Below are 15,871 nucleotides of genomic sequence, written 5' to 3' on the forward strand. Positions count from 1 at the left end.
TCGTCCTCGAGAGCGTCGAACATCGACTCCGCGTCCTCGAACTCCTCGGTCTGACCGGCGGCGATCTGCTCGCTGGACTCCCGCTCACCCCGCTGCCACTCCGGACGGCCCCTCGTCGATGCAGTGCATGCGCAGGCCCTCGCCGACCGTGGCGCACCGAGGCTCGTACGGCCAGTCGGGGAGGCCCTCGAAGTGCTTGTCAGGTGTTCTTTCGACGTCCGTGCCGCCACATCGGACACCGATCGGTTTCCTACTGCGGTCGGTGGAATCGCACACCGCCGCGAGGTCGTTCTCGCTGGTCACCGGCGACTGGCAGTCCCCACCGGTGACCAGCATCCCCCTGGCCCGACTCCGGGCCCCTCGCCCCGATGCACCTTGGAAACCGATCAGTTTTCATGGTGTCCGAATCGGGTTAACCTCACAGCATGAACACCGAAGTGAAGCCAAGTCCCAGAGAGCGGCTGCTGGAGGCGGCGGCCACGCTCACCTACCGAGACGGTGTCGGCATCGGAGTCGAGGCGTTGTGCAAGGCGGCGGGGGTGTCGAAGCGCTCCCTGTACCAGCTCTTCGAGAGCAAGGACGAGCTGCTGGCGGCGAGCTTGGAGGAGCGCGCCTCCGCCTTCGTCGCCGGACTCCTGCCCGCGGCGGACGACGGCCGTTCACCCCGCGAGCGGATCCTGCACGTTTTCGAGCAGGTGGAGTCGCAGTCGATCGCGCCCGAGTTCCACGGCTGTCAGTACCTGGCCGTGCAGATCGAACTCAAGGACCAGAGCCACCCCGCGAGCCAGGTGGCCCACCAGGTCAAGGCGAACCTGACGGCCTTCTTCCGTTCCGAGGCCGAGCGGGGCGGCGCGAGCGATCCCGACCTGCTGGCCCGCCAGCTCAGCCTGGTCTTCGACGGCGCCAGCGCCCGTGCGGGGATCCGGGCCGACCACCTGGCCGGGCTCATCGTTCCCACCGCGACCACTCTGCTCGACGCGGCGGACGTGCGCTGACGCAGCGGCCTGAGCGCGGCCGGTGACGTGACTCGGATCGTACCGACGCCTGGACTTGCAGATGGAAACCGATCGGTTTACCGTAGGGGAAACCGATCGGTTTCTCATGGGGTCGGGAGCTGGGGCGCGGTCACCACCCTCCCGGGTGGGCCGTGCCCGAGTCACCTGTCCGCGGTCCACACACAGAGAGTCGGAGAGTTGTCCAACCCAGAGTCACGTCCCACGATGCGCGTTCCGGGGACCACCAGCCACACCATCGCCCCAAGCGGAGGACGCCACGGCCACGGGGGAACGCTGCGCTACCTCAAGGCGGGCACCGGCGCCCCCCTCGTCCTGCTGCACACCGTGCGCACACAGGCTGAGCACTTCCGCTCCCTCATCCCCCTGATCTCGGACCAGTACACCGTGTACGCGCTCGACCTGCCCGGGATGGGCTACTCCGAGATCGTGCCCGGCGCGTCGTACCAGGAGCCGGAGATGCGCGCGGGCGTCGAGCGGCTCCTCACCGAACTCGACCTCCACGACGTGACGCTGGTCGGGGAGTCCATCGGGGCGGTGCTCGCCCTGACCACCGCGGCCGAACTGCCGGAGCGGGTACGGCGCGTCGTCGCGGTGAACGCCTACGACTTCCGCGGCGGAATCGCCCGCTCCAGTCTCCTCGCCCGTGTGGTGATCAGCGGTGTTCTCGCTCCGGGGGTGGGCCCGGTGATCGCCGGGGTGGAGCCCAGGCCCGCCCTCCGTCGGATCCTGCAGGGCGGGCTGGTCGACAAGGCCGCTCTGCGGGAGGACTACGTGGACGAGCTCCTCCGCGTTGGCGACCGCCCCGGCTACCCGGCCGTTGCCCGGGCCGTGTACCAGAACCTGCCCAGCCTCATCGCGGCCCGCTCGCGCTACCCCGAGATCAAGGCTCCCGTCCACCTCGTCTACGGGGAGAAGGACTGGTCCCGACGCTCGGACCGGAAGGCCAACAAGGAGCTGCTGCCGGCCGCCGATTTCACGCAGGTGCCGAAAGCGGGCCACTTCATCGCTCTGGAACGGCCCGACGTGCTGGCCGACCTGTTGAACGAGCCAGCGTGATTCCCCGGGACCGCCTCTCGATTGCGGCTGTGTTGTCAGGACCGGAGTAAGTCATGAGTGGGATGTACCCCTTCCGCGTGCTGCGCGCCAGACCCCTGTGGATCGCCAGTGGTGTCATCACGGGCGTTCTGGCACTGCTGTTCGCCGTGTTCTACGTCGGCGCCAACGTCGATCCGGTCGGTCACATGGAGAGACTGCCCGTCGGTCTGGTCAACGCCGACGAGGGGGCCGCCGTCGATGGCGAGCAGGTCGACCTGGGCGCGCGGATCATCGAGTCGATCACGGAGTCAACCGCGAACGGGGACAGGATCGACTGGAGGGTGATGGACGAGCAGGAGGCGGAGGAGGAGCTCGGCAGGGGCAACCTTTACGGTGCGCTCGTCGTCCCCGTCGACTTCACCTCCTCCGCCACCGCACTGGCCGACACCGCGACCACCGGGACCCCGGCCCGCCCGACGCTGACGGTGCTGACCAACCAGTCCGCCGGAGGACTGGGCTCCAGCCTGGCGCGGGAGGCGACGACGCGGGCGGCCGAGAGCGCCTCGCTCCAGGTGGGCGAGACGCTGACCACGCTGAGCGGGACCGGGCAGGCGGAACTGCCCGCCGCGGCACGCGTCCTGCTGGCCGACCCGGTCGCCGTCACGGTCGAGGACGGCCACCCGCTCGATCCGCGCAGCGGCCTGGGACTGACGGCGTTCTACTACGCGCTCGTCCTGGTGGTCTGCGGCATGCTCTCCGCCAACGTCATCAGCGGCCAGGTGGACCACGCCCTCGGCCACACCCACAACGACATGGGCCCGCTGCGCCTGCACCGGCCGCTGATCCGGGCGACCCGGGTGCAGGCCCTCGCCATCAGCAGCACCCTCATGATCGGCCTGTCCCTGCCGACGGGCACCCTGGTCGTGGTCGGCGCGGTCGGCATCATGGGCATGAACGCCCCCCACCTGCCGCTGCTGTGGCTGTACTCGGTGTGCGCCATCGCGGTCTCCGGGATCGGTGCGCTCGCCCTCCTCGCCGTCTTCGGCACGCCCGGCATGCTGGTGGTCACGCTGGTCTTCATCGGGATGGGGGTGCCGACGGCCGGTGCCACCACTCCCATCGAGGCGCTGCCCGGCTTCTACCGCTTCCTCGCGGAGTTCGAGCCGCTGCGGCAGATCACCGACGGTCTCCGCTCGATCCTCTACTACGACGCCCAGGCCGACGCGGGCCTGGCCCGGGGCTGGCTGATGATGGCCGTCGGCCTCACGACGGCCGCGCTGTTCGGCTTCGGCGTGACGGGTTGGTACGACCGCAAGGGACTGCACCGCATCCCCGCCGAGACGGAGCCTGAGAAGACCGCCGTCCCCGTGTAGCGGGACACGGCTCACTCCGGACGGGGCCGTTGTCCGGCCTCGGCGCAGACGGATCGACGCTTGGATTTGCACGCGGAAACCGATCGGTTTACAGTGGGTGAAACCGATCGGTTTCCCATTTCTCGGAGGTAGTCGTGACAGCGATCAAGGGCGCCAACGTCTTCGTCACCGGAGGCAGCCGGGGCATCGGCAAGGTGCTGGTCGAGGAGCTCTACGCGCGCGGTGCCGGCAAGGTCTACGCCACGGCCCGTGACCCGCGCTCGGTGACGCACCCCAACGCCGTTCCGCTGGCGCTCGAGGTCACCGACCCGGCGTCCGTGGCCGCCGCCGCCGAACAGGCCCAGGACGTCACCATCCTGATCAACAACGCCGGCGCCTCGGTCGGGGCCTCGTACCTCGACTCACCGATGGAGGACGTGCGCCGGGACCTGGAGACCAACTTCTACGGGCCGCTGCTGGCCACCCGGTCCTTCGCGCCGGTCATCGAGCGCAACGGCGGGGGCCACATCCTCAACATCCACTCCGCCTTGTCCTGGCTGGCCGACGGCACGCCCTACAGCGCCTCCAAAGCGGCCCTGTGGTCGCAGTCCAACTCCCTGCGCCTGGAGTTGCGACCTCGCGGTATCGCGGTGACCGGGCTCCACGTGGCCTACGTGGACACCGACATGACGGCGGGTGTCGAGGCGGCCAAGACCGACCCACGCGACGTCGCCGTGGCCGCGCTCGACGGCATCGAGGCGGAGGCACACGAGGTGCTGGCCGACGACACCACGCGCTGGGTCAAGTCGCAGCTGTCCGCCGACCTGGAATCCCTGTACGCCCAGCTGAAGAAGTAGTACGCACTCACGGACTTCTCGGGGGTCCTCATGCAAAACGCACTCATGCACCGCTTCGTCGACGTCAACGGGGTCAGGCTGCACATCGCCGAGCAGGGGGAGGGGCCACTGGTCCTGCTGCTGCACGGCTGGCCGGAGAGCTGGTACTCCTGGCGTCACCAGTTCGGGGCTCTGGCGGCGGCCGGGTACCGGGTCGTCGCCCCCGACCAGCGCGGCTACGCCCGCAGCGAGCAGCCGTCGGACGTCGCGTCGTACACCCTGCTCCACCTCGTCGGCGACGTGATCGCCCTGATCGAGGAGCTGGGGGAGGAGCGGGCGGTCCTCGTGGGCCACGACTGGGGCGCGCCCGTCGCCTGGACCGCTGCCATGATGCGCCCGGACAAGGTCCGCGCCGTGGCCGGGCTCAGCATCCCGCCGATCCTGCCCGGCGGCATGGTCCCGCCCTCCACCACCCGCACTCTGTACGGCGAGAACTTCTACCAGGTCTACTTCCAGCAGCCGGGAGTCGCCGACGCGGAGTTCGCCAAGGACATCCCGGAATCCTTCCGCCGCCTCCTGGTCGGCGCCTCGGGCGACAACCCGTACTTCGACGAGCCCCGCCCGCTGGTCGTACCCGACGGTCTGGGCCTCCTGGACGCCATGCCGTCGTCGCCCGAGCTCCCCGTCTGGCTGACGGAGGAGGACATCCTGACCTACGCCGAGGACTTCGCCCCGCACGGCGAGCAGGCCTTCACCGGCGCCTTCAACTGGTACCGCAACATCGAACGCAACAACGAACTGCTCGCGGCCTTCCGAGGCCGCACGATCGACGTCCCCGCGCTGTACGTGGTGGGGGACCGCGACATGGTCACCTCACTGCGCGGCCCGGACGGAGGGCCCCCGGTGGGCGATCTCCTGCGCGGCGCGGCCGGGCCGGGCAACCCGATGAGCACCATCGCGCCTCACATGCGGGCACCGGTGGTGCTGCCGGGTTGCGGCCACTGGACGCAGCAGGAGCGTCCCGCCGAGGTCAACACCGCGCTCCTGGACTTCCTCGCCGGTATCGACGGTCCGGCGTCCCGATGACACTCCCGACCTCACAACACTCCTGACCCACCCCGACCAGACAGAGGACGATTGATGCCAGAGAGCAACCCCATCCTGATCACCGGTGCCGCCGGCGGAATCGGCAGCGTGAGCCGAATGATGGTCGACATGCTGATCGACCAGGGGCACCCGGTGCGCGCGTTCGTTCGGCAGGACGACGAACGCGCGGACTCGCTCCGTCAGGTCGGGGCCGAGGTCTTCGTCGGTGACCTGCTCGACATCGCCGACGTGACCGCCGCGCTGAAGGGCTGTCGCCGCATCTACTTCAGCATGAGCCTGTCGCCGTACTACACCGACGCCGTCAGCCTGATGGCCGCGGCGGCGCGGGCCCAGGGCGACATCGAGGCCTTCGTCAACATCTCCGAGTACGAGCAGTCGTTCATGACGTTCGAGAAGATGACCGCGCCGGAGGAGGAACGGCGTTCGCATCTCGGCGGACTCGTCGCGCAGTGGTCGCCGCAGCAGCGGGCCCACTGGGTCGCCGAGCGGGTGCTGGAGTGGTCCGGCGTCCCGACCGTCAACGTGCAGGCGGCCTTCTTCGTCGAGAACCCCATCATGACCTGGCTGGCACTGGGCTCGCTGGCCGACGGAGAACTGCGCCTGCCCTTCGGTCAGCACCAGCTCGCACCCATCGCCGGTTTCGACGTGGCGGAGCTGTGTGTGAAGATCCTGGTCGACCCGGAGCCGCACATCTCGAAGTCCTACGCGCTCACCGGGCCGGAACTGAAGGACATGCACGGGATCGCGGAGGACTTCGGGGCCGTGCTGGGCAGCGAGATCACCTATGTTCCCGACGACATCGAAACCTGGAACAAGACCTACGTGGACACCGCCATGTCCGAGTATCCGCACATCGCGGAGCACCTGAAGACCCTGACCCGGCTGATCGGCGCCGGGGGGTACACCGGTTTCACCGACCAGTTGGAGACCCTGCTCGGGCGCCCGCCGAAGACCGTGCGGTGGGCGCTGGAGAACAATCCGCGCATCCAGAAGATCGTGGCGGGTGAGGCACTGATCGGCCCACGTCGGTAACGGCGGCGCACCCGGTCGCACGACGAGGATCGCCAGATACAGGCCAGCGCTACTGTCCGTAAACGGCACTAGGGGTCACGAGACAAACCTGGACGTATCGCCCTGCTCATGCGGTTGGGTGGCAACGCCTTCCGGGGTTCACATCCCCGATCCTCCGCGCTCCGGCCTGGGGCTTCCCGCATCGCGGAAGCCCCAGGCCGTTGTGTTGGACGGATCGGCGCGCACGAGGCACGCACTCACGCTTGCCCAGCGGCACGCCCGTAGGAGTCACTCGTGAGGCTCGGCTTCGCGTGTCCCAGCGTCCCGCTGATCGCCTCGACCCCGACACCCGCGACCCGGCTCGACGCGGCGGACCCGTGCCGGGCCCGTGCGAGGTCACCGGCGGAAGCCCCGACCTGCGAACGAGTTCGGTCATCTACCGCGTGGCGCCGTCAGGACGAACCGGCCTTCCCCGTCCCGTGGTGAAGACCGGATCATGCTCCTCCCACAACGGACCCGCCGCCGCACGTTCCCGAGGCTGTCGGTGGGCATGGGTACGGCCCACCGTCCTGGAGGCGGAACCTACCCGTCGGTGGCCGGCCAGGCGGTCATCGCCGTTGACACGACGCCTTCGAGTTCCCGGTGGCCGTACCCGTCGAGGGCGAGCCGGGACAGCCCCTGCCAGACGGTCAGGAAGAAGGAGGCCAGGGCGCGGGCATCGGTTCCGGGCGGGAGGTCTCCCCGCTCGATGTCGGCTCGGATCATGCCCTCGACGCGGTCCGCCGTATGGGCGCGGCGCGCTCGCAGGCCCGTGGAGACCGACTCGGGGGAGGCCGTGTTCCCCGTGGCGCCGTTGAGGATCAGGCATCCGGCGGGACGGCCGGGATCCGTCTGATGGGCCACGTACCGGGTGAGGAGTCGCCGCACGGCCCGATACGCCGTGGGTTCGCACTCGATGGCCTCCTGGATGTACGTGCCGTACCTGCGCGCGTAAACGTCGACCGCTTCCTCGAAGAGGGTCGGCTTGTCGGTGAAGGCCGCGTACAGGCTGGCCGGGGCGACGCCCATCGCCTGGGTGAGATCACGGACCGAGACCGCGTCGTAGCCGTGCTCCCAGAACAGGAACATCGCCTGTTCCAGTGCGGTATCGCGGTCGAAGCCCCTCGGGCGTCCCGTCTTGGCGGCCATGGCGGAATTCTATAGCGGTCGCTCAAGAACGTGTTACCGTCATGTCCCGTATCGACCGGTGAGGAACTCGGTGGTCGACGGCGAGTACGGCGCCGACCGGATGCGCTGCTCGCCCGGGTGCGTCACCGCCCCTCCGGATACACGGAACCGAAGCAGGGTCCGCACCGTCACAGCAAGCGACCCGTTCCCCTCAAGTCAACCCCGGCTCCGTTCCCCTCGGGCTTGACTGGCAGACCTTCATCCTGGAGAACATCGGTGATGAGCCGTGAGCCCACCCCCCTCCCCTGAACGGCACCGACCCGCTCCGTCACGTTCCCGTGGCGGCATCACCGGAGTCCGCCCCCTCTTGCGCGGAACGGCTCCGGGAATCCGGCGCGGCGACCGACACGTCGAAGGCGAAGTACCGGTACACCTCGTCCGCGAACACGATCCTCAGTGGTGGCGTCTCCTTCATGACAGGGGCACATGCCAGTGTTCCTCCGCCTGATGAACAGTGCTCGGCGGTGGAAAGCCCCGCCGCGCGGATCGCCGAAGAACGGGGCCGTCCCCGGGTTCCCGCACCGGTCGGGGAATTCGCCTGATCGTTCCCTTTCCGGGCTTCGGGATTCATCGGGGTCTGTTGTTGCTTCCTCTTCGGGACGGTCGCGGTCCGTGGGACCCCTGAAGGCCCGGACCGCGGCGCGAAGCGAATACGCGGCGGATGGCGGAAACAGAATCGATGGGTCACCATGAGTAGTGAGAGCGCCTTCGGCCGTGATGCGGAAAGAGTTCGCTTCCGGCTGCTGGGAACCCTGGAAGTGCACGGCGCCGACGGGCCCGTCCACGTGCCTCTGGGGCGCCAGCAGATCGTACTGACCGCACTGCTGCTGGACCTCAACCGGGTGGTCACCCTGGAAGCGCTGATGGACACGCTCTGGTCGCACGACCCACCCGAGACCGCCCGCACCCAGGTGCAGATCTGCATCTCCCGCCTGCGTCGGCGGCTGGGTCCCCTCCACGTCGCGATCGACACACGAGCCTCCGGTTATCTCCTCCGGGCCGACCCGGAGACGGTCGATCTTCACCTGTTCCGTGCCCGGGTAGGCGAGGCGGGCGCGCTGGAGAAGTCGGGGCGCACCGAGGAGGCGTCCCTCCTCCTGCGCGAGGCGGACACCCTCTGGCGCGGACCGGCGCTCAGCGGGATCGACACCGACGTGATGAGGACGCGGGCCGAGCGGATCGGCGCCGAGAGGATCGACGCCCTGGAACGGCGCCTGGGGCTCGACCTCGGACTGGGGAGGCACGCCCGCCTGGTGACGGAGATCCCGGCGCTGCTCGAAGAGAACCCCCTGAGAGAACGGCTGTGTGCCCGGTTGATGCTCGCGCTCTACCGATCGGGCAGGAAGGGCGAGGCCCTCGGGGTCTATCGGAGGTTCCGGTCCCGGCTCATCGAGGAGGTCGGCCTGGAACCCGGTGAGGAACTGCGCGCCCTGGAAATGGCGGTCCTCGACCAGGACCCGGATCTGGAGCTCCGTGCAAGCGGTGCCCCGGCCTCCCCGCAGGAGCGCCCCGGGCCGATCGACCAGCGCATCCTGTTCCAACTCCCCAGTGCGACCCCGGACTTCCTCGGACGCGAGGACACGGAGACCGCGGTCACCGGGGTCCTCGTCTCCCCCGACGAGTCGGCCGCCGTCGCTGTGATCCTGGGACCGCCTGGGGTCGGGAAGAGCACGGCGGCCGTGCACATCGCCCATCGGCTGGCGGACGAGTACTTCCCGGACGGCCAGCTCTACTGCGACCTGAGAGGTACGGGCGAGGCGCCGCTGCCGCCGTCACAGGTCCTGGGCCGCTTCCTCCGCGCGCTCGGCGTGCCGTGGCAGGCCATACCGGACGACCTCGACGAGCGCGCCGTGATGTACCGCGGTCTCCTGGCGTCCCGGCGGGTCCTGGTCGTCCTCGACGACGCCGCCTCGGAGACACAGGTGGCACCGCTCATCCCCGGAGGCGGCGCCTGCCGGGTCCTGGTCACCTCGCGTGCCCGGCTGACCGGGATACCGGGTGCCCACCGTTTCGACCTCGGCCCCTTGGAGGAGGAACACGCGATCGCCCTGCTGCGCCGGGTGGTCGGCGCCTCCCGGGTGGAGGCCGACCACGCGTCGGCGCGTTCCCTGGTGAGGATGGTCGGTCGGCTGCCGTTGGCGCTGCGGATCGTGGCGGCCAGGTTGGCGGCCAAGCCCCACTGGACGCTGTCGATGATCGTCGGGCGGCTGTCGGACGAACGCCACCGGCTCGACGAACTGGTGCACGGGGACATGAAGGTCCGGACCAGCCTGTCACTCAGCCACCGGGCGCTGGACGAAGCCAGCGCGCGGCTGTTCGGACTGCTCGGCCTGGTGGAGGCGCCGGTCATCCCGGTGTGGGCGGCGGGAGCCCTGCTGGACGACCACCGCGCGTTCCCCGCCGACCTCATGGAGACGCTGGTGGACACCCACATGCTCGGCACCGTGGGCGTTGACGGCGCCGGGGAGCCGATCTACCGCTTCCACGACCTGGTACGGGAGTACGCGAGGGAGAAGGGACGGCAGGACCCCTTCGCCGGACGGGAACAGATCCGCCGGTGGGCCGGCGGCTGGCTCTTCCTGGTGGAGGAGGCGAACAGGAGGGTCTTCGGCGCCAACCTCCTGCGCGTCGAGGGGTGCGGTGCCCGCTGGTCGCCGCCCCGGGGGTACGTCGAACGCCTGCTCGCCGATCCGCACCAGTGGATCGAGCGCGAACGGGTCAACATCCTGGCCGTCATCCGGCAGACGGCGGAGACCGGCCTCGACGAGGAATGCTGGGAGCTGGTCTCCCAGTTCTGCGTGTACGCCGAGAGGCGGGGGTTCTTCGACGACTTCGGCGAGGCACTGCGACCCTCGATGGAGGCGGTCCGCGCTTCGGGCAACATCCGGGGGATCGCGGCGATGGACTTCTCGTCCGCCTCACTGATGATCAACCGCGGGGAGATCACGGCCGCCGAACAGGAGCTGGCCCGGTCGCTCACCGGGTTCTCGGAGGTCGGGGACCGGTTCGGCACGGCACTGTGCCGTGAATGGATGGCCGAACTCGCGTACTCGCACGGTGAGCGGGAGGCGGCCCGGGTCCTGTGCGAGACGGCACTGGCCGATTTCACGGCCGAGGGACGGACGAGCGCCGTGTGGCGCTCCCTGGTACTGCTGGGGCGGATGTGCGCGGACCGCGGGGAGTACGTGGACGGGCAGGCGTATCTGGCACGGGCGTTGGCGAGCGCGGAGACATCGGGTGACCCCCGCGCGTGCTCGCAGGTACTGCACCAGATGGCCAAGGTGGACCTGGCGAGCGGTGAGTACCCCGGTGCCAGGGACCGCTTCCGCGAGGCACTCGAACTGATCACCCGTCCCGGCGACCCCGTGGGCGAGGCACTGATCGGTTTCGGACTGGGACAGGCCCACCTCGCCCTGGGTGAGACAGGCCCGGCCAGGGCACGTCTGGAGCGCTCACTGGAGCTGTGGGAGCGGTTGGGGGACCAGGAGGGGATAGCCCAGGTCAAGGGCGTCCTCGACGACATTCCAGCGGTGTCCTGCCGAGTGGTGTGACGTCGTGCGGCCGTGCGGACCCGGAAGCGACGGCACGTCGCTCCCGGTCGGGCGGAGACGATGCCACGGGCAGGAGCCGACCGGCGGGTCCCGGGGCGTTCCCGCCGAAGCCCTATCCCTCCGCTATCCCCGCCGGTCCGCTGATCGGGCCGCCGCACGGGCGGGCGCCGCCGCGGTCTCGGCCTCTCCAGCGGCGGGCGGAGGGGCGCGGGATGCCCCGGGGATAGCGGCCTGGGCCACTTCCCTGTTTGGCTGTCCGCGTCCGAGTCCCGTCCAGGGAACGATCCCCCTGCCCGAGCCGCTCGCGAGGTACGGACCCATGCTCTCAGACAGTCCTTCCACCCGTCCCGGCACTGAGAACCAGCCGCACACGTTCGCCGGCTGCCTGCATTTCCCGGTACCCGCCCACGACCGGCGCTCCCTCGAAGGACTGACGCACCGCGAACGCGAGGTCCTCACCCTTGTGGGGGCGGGGTGGTCCAATCGGCAGGTCGCCCGAAGGCTCGGAGTCACGGAGCGAACGGTCAAGGCCCACGTCACCCGAATCCTCGAGAAGTTGGCGGTGCGGTCACGCCTGGAGGCGGCACTCGTCGTCGTCGCACACCACTGGACCCGGAGCCAGCACGGCGACGGGAGAGCCTGTGACTGCGGCCCCGACCCGGAATCCGGGCGGGTCGGCGCGCGCGTGCGCGGCGCCTCCGGCGACCGGGCCTCGGACGGAGAGGCCCGGTAGAGCCGGAGACACCGGTCGGGCCCCGATCGAGGGAAGACCGGTGGGATCACCTCACGTGGGGCACGGGTACGCGTCGGTGGTCGGGCAGATGACGATGGAGATCTGCGGACAGAGAACGAAGGACGGGGCACAGGCATACCCGGTCACGACGGGCTCGTCCGCCGCGGCCGACCTTCCGGCCAGGTCCTGATCGTCGATTTCTTCGAGAATTCCGACGTTCATGTCATGCATGGTGATCCTCTTCCTTTCCGGTGGCCGAAAAGGCCTCCCCTTCGGAAGACCATGCCACTTTGTGGCGTTGATCTCCATTGGACTTTGGGGAGGGGGCGGTGCGGGTGTTCGTTCCCCATGATCATTCCATGGATCACGGGAAGAGGAGTGCCGATCGGGTCGCCCCCTGCTTTCCGCGGATCCCCGCCCGCCGGCCGGACCCACCCCAAAGGCCAATAGCGCCCCGATCGCCGCGGTGCCAGGATGATGCGTGTCCAAGAGGCGGCGCCTTTCCGGCAACGAGAAACAAAGTGGTGAGAACGACATGACCAACAAGAACGTCGGCATTCTCGAAGAGATCACCGACCAGGGCCTGGACGCCGTCGGCGCGGGGGCCGACGCCGGCCCCAACAGCCTGAGCATCGCGAGCATCTGCGGCAGCTGCCTGGCCAGCTGGGCCATCGGCAACCCCGGGTGGGCCTGCACGCTGACGGTGGAGTGCCAGAACAACTGCAACTAGGCGAAGACGGAGCGGACCCGTCCACTGTCCTCACCGCGGTGCGGGGCAACGGAGAAACGTCACAGTGCCTCCGTGCCCCTGCCCGGGGAACGGAAACCCGATTCCACTCCCCCCTTCTACGTGACCCGATCGTTGAATCTCATGTCGTGCCGCAAGGCGCTTTTTCTGTGTTTCTTGGAGTCGTGTGATGGTCGAAGTGACATCGGATGACGTGTCCCGCGCTCTGGACACCTATCTGCCCGAGCTCCGTTCCGAGGAGACACGGGACCGCCTGCACCGCAAGCTTCTCCACGACCTCTCGAACCCCGATTCGGTCGACGATCTGGAGCCGGAGGACTTCCCCCGCCCCGCCGCCTACGATCCGGCCCTCGACGCCAAGGGCCAGTTCGAGGACTACTTCCGCCACCACGTCAGTGCGTGGACCGACGGATTCGAGGCGAAGGTGTCCGCGTCCTCGCAGGTCGCCGAGGGCAACACCGTCTTCGCCGACTTCGTCGAGAGCCAGTCGGGGCGGCTCGCCTGGCTCATGACCCGCACGCTCCTGGAGGTGCTGTACGAGCGCAGGGCCCGAGGGGCGCTGGAGGGGGACAGCCCGGAGGAGCGGTACGCGAGTTTTCGCCGGTGGACCAACAGTGCGGAGGGGCACGTCGTGCTCCTGGCCGAGAACCCGTACCTGTTCCGCACCGCGCGTGAGCGCGTACGCACGGCCGCGTCCCAACTGCTGCACGTGCTCTCCGAGGTGGAGCGCAACCGTGCCCTGCTGGACGAGCGCATCCCCGGGGTGACCGCGGGCAGCGGGGTCTCCACCGTGGTCCTGGGCCAGGGGGACACGCACAACGGCGGCAGAGCGGTCGCGCGCGTCGTCTTCGACGACGGCGGACAGGTCGTCCACAAGCCCAGGCCGATGGAGGCCGAGGCGGGCTACCACGCCTTCGTGTCCTGGATGAACGAGCGGTTGGGAACCGGCCTGCGCACCCTCGCGGTGCTCCCCTGCGGGGAGGAGGGCTTCGTCGAGTACGTGCGCACCGGCTCCGGGAACTCGGGTACGAAGGAGTACTTCTCTCAGATCGGTCGGCTCACGGGCATCCTCTACCTGCTCAGGGCGATCGACATCCACTACGAGAACATGGTGACGAGCGACCGGGGGCCGGTGGTCGTCGACACCGAGACGCTGCTGACCCCGAGGATGGCCTCGCGACCCGTGGAAGGGGACGGTTCCGGCTGGCGGCACGCCGTCCGGACACTCAGGGAGTCGGTGGTGGCGATCGGCGTCCTGCCCATGGTCATGGGGTCCAACGGATCCGACACGGGCATCGATGTGGGGGTCATCGGATACGACCAGGGCCAGCGCAGCCCCTACCGGAACATCCAGTTCCACCACCCCGGGCGCGACGACATGTTCGCGCAACTCGTCCACGGCGTCGCCTCGGATGCCAACGCGAACCCCTCGGTGTCGCGGACCGCCTCGCTGCCGGTCGCCGAACAGCGCGACATCCTCAAGCGGGAGTTGCGCCGGGTCCTGGTCCACGCCCGTGACCACCGGCAGAAGGTCGCGGACGCCATCGACCGTTTCCTGGGGGGCGCGAGGTTCCGGTTCCTCAACAACGCCACGATCTTCTACGCGCAGCTGCTGCGCATGGTGACCCATCCGGACGCCCTGCGCGACCCGCTGATCCGGGCGGCGGTGCTCCACCGCACCGTCCTGAGCCCGGACGCCGTCGCCGAGGTCGGTGACGACGAGGCGCGGCAGCTGGCCCGAGGGGACGTGCCGTACTTCACGTACACGGCGGCCTCCCGGGACCTGGCGGCCGCGGACCGGACGGTGCTCCGGGGCGCCTTCGCCGAATCCGGACTGGAGGCGACCCGTGCCCGGCTCGCCGGCCTCGACACCGCGGAGATCGAACGGCAGCTCACGCTCGTCGACTTCTCCTTCGTCGACAAGCTCCCCAGGGAAGCGGAGCCCACCGGGTTCGCCCCGCGACGTCCCCCGGGGAGGGCGGTCCCGCGAACCGGCCGGGACCGGTTCCTCGACGAGGCCGTCCGCATCGGCGACGCGCTCGTCGACGGCATGATCACCGGTACGGACGAGAGCCACCCCGCGACCTGGATCTCGCCCGTGGTAACGGGCCCGGAGGAGAACCAGTGGACCCCCGGGGCGCTGGGATACGACCTCTACAGCGGAACACCCGGGATCGCCCTCGTCCTGGCCGGGCTGGCCCGGGAGACCGGGGCCGTCCGGTACCGCGACGCGGCCCTGCGTGTCATCGGTCCCCTGGAGACGCAGCTGAGGGACGGGGTGCTGGCGGAGCTGCGCACCTCGGTCGGCGGTATGAGCGGGCTGAGCGGCACGCTGTACTGCCTGGACACCGCCCGGCGCCTGCTCGGCACCCCCGGGACGATGACCGCGGGTGAGACGGCGGACCTGATCGTGAAGGCGGTGGGCTCCGAGGGCCCCACCGACTTCCTGTCCGGTACGACCGGTGCCCTGGCCGTGTGCATGGCCCTGCACCGGCACTCCACGGGCGAGGACGACCGCGAACGTACGGCCGCCGCGGCGGCCGGCATCGTGGCGCTCGGGTCGGAGGCGTTCGGGGTGGACACCGGGACCGGGAGGGCGACCGAGTACCTCGGCTACGCGCACGGCGCGGCCGGGATCGCACCCTGGCTGATCGAGTACGGGGCCGTCTTCGGGGACGAGGAGATCCGCGACCTGGGTGTCCGTGTCATGCGCGCGGTCGCGGACGCCTACGACGAGAGCGCCCGTGACTGGCCCCGGGAGTGGAGCGGGGAGGAGACGCACCGCGCCTACGGCTGGTGCCACGGCGCTCCGGGGCTGCTCCTGGGGGCCGCCTCGGCGGTACGGCACGCTCCCGACGCGTTCCCCCGGGACCTACTGGCGCGCCTGGCGGAACTCACCCTCGAGCGCGGTTTCGGCAACAACACCACCTACTGCCACGGGGACCTGGGCAGCGCGGAGAGCGTTCTGCTCGCGGAGCAGCTGGTCCCCGGCCTGTTCGGCGAGGAGGTGACCGCCGACCTCTACCCCCGGCTCTTCACCGACGTGCTCGAACGCTACGACGCCAGGGCGGACAGCAAGTACGCCTTCAGCAACAGCCTGATGCTGGGCCAGGCCGGGATCGCCTGGTCCGTGCTGCGCCACCTGGACCCCGAGACCTACCCCTCCGTGCTGCGGCTCTTCTAGGGCCTGTTCGGCGGACGCTCCCGTGTGGTTCGGCGCTTGCCCCGAGTGCCGGGAGCAGCCTCGTGGCTCCG

General features: G+C 69.7%; 13 protein-coding genes. 10 read left to right on the forward strand and 3 right to left on the reverse strand.

What is annotated here, in order from left to right; all coding sequences use genetic code 11:
* Window positions 1–84 precede the first annotated feature (84 nt).
* Window positions 85–336 (reverse strand): hypothetical protein, encoded by a 252-nt coding sequence (locus ACIBFB_RS13080; protein ID WP_397229548.1) that lies wholly within the window; start codon window positions 334–336, stop codon window positions 85–87.
* A gap of 89 nt (window positions 337–425) precedes the next feature.
* Here ACIBFB_RS13080 and ACIBFB_RS13085 point away from each other — a divergent pair, with 89 nt between their 5' ends.
* The 6 genes from ACIBFB_RS13085 to ACIBFB_RS13110 all read left to right on the forward strand — a co-directional run bounded on the left by ACIBFB_RS13085 (window position 426) and on the right by ACIBFB_RS13110 (window position 6,378).
* A complete protein-coding gene (locus ACIBFB_RS13085) occupies window positions 426–995 on the forward strand; it encodes a TetR/AcrR family transcriptional regulator (protein ID WP_397229550.1) in 570 nt (189 codons plus the stop codon).
* Between the two features lie 225 nt (window positions 996–1,220).
* Entirely contained in the window at window positions 1,221–2,072 is an 852-nt protein-coding gene (locus tag ACIBFB_RS13090; RefSeq protein ID WP_397229552.1) for an alpha/beta fold hydrolase, read from the forward strand.
* Between the two features lie 53 nt (window positions 2,073–2,125).
* Window positions 2,126–3,424, forward strand: a complete 1,299-nt coding sequence (locus ACIBFB_RS13095; RefSeq protein ID WP_397229554.1) for a DUF3533 domain-containing protein — start codon at window positions 2,126–2,128, stop codon at window positions 3,422–3,424.
* A gap of 134 nt (window positions 3,425–3,558) precedes the next feature.
* Window positions 3,559–4,260, forward strand: a complete 702-nt coding sequence (locus ACIBFB_RS13100) for an SDR family oxidoreductase (protein WP_397229556.1) — start codon at window positions 3,559–3,561, stop codon at window positions 4,258–4,260.
* 30 nt (window positions 4,261–4,290) lie between these two features.
* Window positions 4,291–5,325: an alpha/beta fold hydrolase gene (locus ACIBFB_RS13105; protein WP_397229558.1), complete on the forward strand. Its 1,035-nt coding sequence runs from the start codon at window positions 4,291–4,293 to the stop codon at window positions 5,323–5,325.
* A 54-nt stretch (window positions 5,326–5,379) separates the two neighbouring features.
* On the forward strand, window positions 5,380–6,378 hold the full coding sequence (locus ACIBFB_RS13110; protein WP_397229560.1) for an NAD(P)H-binding protein: 999 nt from the start codon (window positions 5,380–5,382) through the stop codon (window positions 6,376–6,378).
* 561 nt (window positions 6,379–6,939) lie between these two features.
* Here ACIBFB_RS13110 and ACIBFB_RS13115 read toward each other — a convergent pair.
* Window positions 6,940–7,545: a TetR/AcrR family transcriptional regulator gene (locus ACIBFB_RS13115; RefSeq protein WP_397229562.1), complete on the reverse strand. Its 606-nt coding sequence runs from the start codon at window positions 7,543–7,545 to the stop codon at window positions 6,940–6,942.
* 728 nt (window positions 7,546–8,273) lie between these two features.
* Here ACIBFB_RS13115 and ACIBFB_RS13120 point away from each other — a divergent pair.
* Together ACIBFB_RS13120 and ACIBFB_RS13125 are read left to right on the forward strand one after the other, a co-directional pair.
* Complete coding sequence (locus tag ACIBFB_RS13120) at window positions 8,274–11,135, forward strand: AfsR/SARP family transcriptional regulator (RefSeq protein WP_397229564.1); 2,862 nt, start codon at window positions 8,274–8,276, stop codon at window positions 11,133–11,135.
* 319 nt (window positions 11,136–11,454) lie between these two features.
* A complete protein-coding gene (locus ACIBFB_RS13125; RefSeq protein WP_397229566.1) occupies window positions 11,455–11,868 on the forward strand; it encodes a helix-turn-helix transcriptional regulator in 414 nt (137 codons plus the stop codon).
* 51 nt (window positions 11,869–11,919) lie between these two features.
* Here the strand turns inward: ACIBFB_RS13125 and ACIBFB_RS13130 are convergent, their stop codons facing one another.
* Window positions 11,920–12,090: a hypothetical protein gene (locus ACIBFB_RS13130; protein ID WP_397229568.1), complete on the reverse strand. Its 171-nt coding sequence runs from the start codon at window positions 12,088–12,090 to the stop codon at window positions 11,920–11,922.
* Between the two features lie 313 nt (window positions 12,091–12,403).
* On the opposite strand from ACIBFB_RS13130, the gene ACIBFB_RS13135 reads away from it, so the two are divergent.
* A complete protein-coding gene (locus ACIBFB_RS13135) occupies window positions 12,404–12,598 on the forward strand; it encodes a plantaricin C family lantibiotic (RefSeq protein ID WP_397229570.1) in 195 nt (64 codons plus the stop codon).
* A 187-nt stretch (window positions 12,599–12,785) separates the two neighbouring features.
* Complete coding sequence (lanM, locus tag ACIBFB_RS13140) at window positions 12,786–15,800, forward strand: type 2 lanthipeptide synthetase LanM (RefSeq protein ID WP_397229572.1); 3,015 nt, start codon at window positions 12,786–12,788, stop codon at window positions 15,798–15,800.
* The last annotated feature ends 71 nt before the right edge of the window (window positions 15,801–15,871 follow it).

Origin of the sequence: Nocardiopsis sp. NPDC050513 (assembly GCF_044457925.1) — a bacterium.
In the GTDB taxonomy this organism is placed as follows: Bacteria; Actinomycetota; Actinomycetes; order Streptosporangiales; family Streptosporangiaceae; genus Nocardiopsis.

Bases quoted from the DNA above. Each gene is read 5' to 3' on its own strand.
- ACIBFB_RS13120 (WP_397229564.1), top strand. From the start codon at position 8,274: ATGAGTAGTGAGAGCGCCTTCGGCCGTGATGCGGAAAGAGTTCGCTTC.
- lanM (WP_397229572.1), top strand. From the start codon at position 12,786: ATGGTCGAAGTGACATCGGATGACGTGTCCCGCGCTCTGGACACCTAT.
- ACIBFB_RS13095 (WP_397229554.1), top strand. From the start codon at position 2,126: ATGAGTGGGATGTACCCCTTCCGCGTGCTGCGCGCCAGACCCCTGTGG.
- ACIBFB_RS13110 (WP_397229560.1), top strand. From the start codon at position 5,380: ATGCCAGAGAGCAACCCCATCCTGATCACCGGTGCCGCCGGCGGAATC.
- ACIBFB_RS13130 (WP_397229568.1), bottom strand. From the start codon at position 12,090: ATGAACGTCGGAATTCTCGAAGAAATCGACGATCAGGACCTGGCCGGA.
- ACIBFB_RS13125 (WP_397229566.1), top strand. From the start codon at position 11,455: ATGCTCTCAGACAGTCCTTCCACCCGTCCCGGCACTGAGAACCAGCCG.
- ACIBFB_RS13115 (WP_397229562.1), bottom strand. From the start codon at position 7,545: ATGGCCGCCAAGACGGGACGCCCGAGGGGCTTCGACCGCGATACCGCA.
- ACIBFB_RS13090 (WP_397229552.1), top strand. From the start codon at position 1,221: ATGCGCGTTCCGGGGACCACCAGCCACACCATCGCCCCAAGCGGAGGA.
- ACIBFB_RS13105 (WP_397229558.1), top strand. From the start codon at position 4,291: ATGCAAAACGCACTCATGCACCGCTTCGTCGACGTCAACGGGGTCAGG.
- ACIBFB_RS13085 (WP_397229550.1), top strand. From the start codon at position 426: ATGAACACCGAAGTGAAGCCAAGTCCCAGAGAGCGGCTGCTGGAGGCG.
- ACIBFB_RS13135 (WP_397229570.1), top strand. From the start codon at position 12,404: ATGACCAACAAGAACGTCGGCATTCTCGAAGAGATCACCGACCAGGGC.
- ACIBFB_RS13080 (WP_397229548.1), bottom strand. From the start codon at position 336: ATGCTGGTCACCGGTGGGGACTGCCAGTCGCCGGTGACCAGCGAGAAC.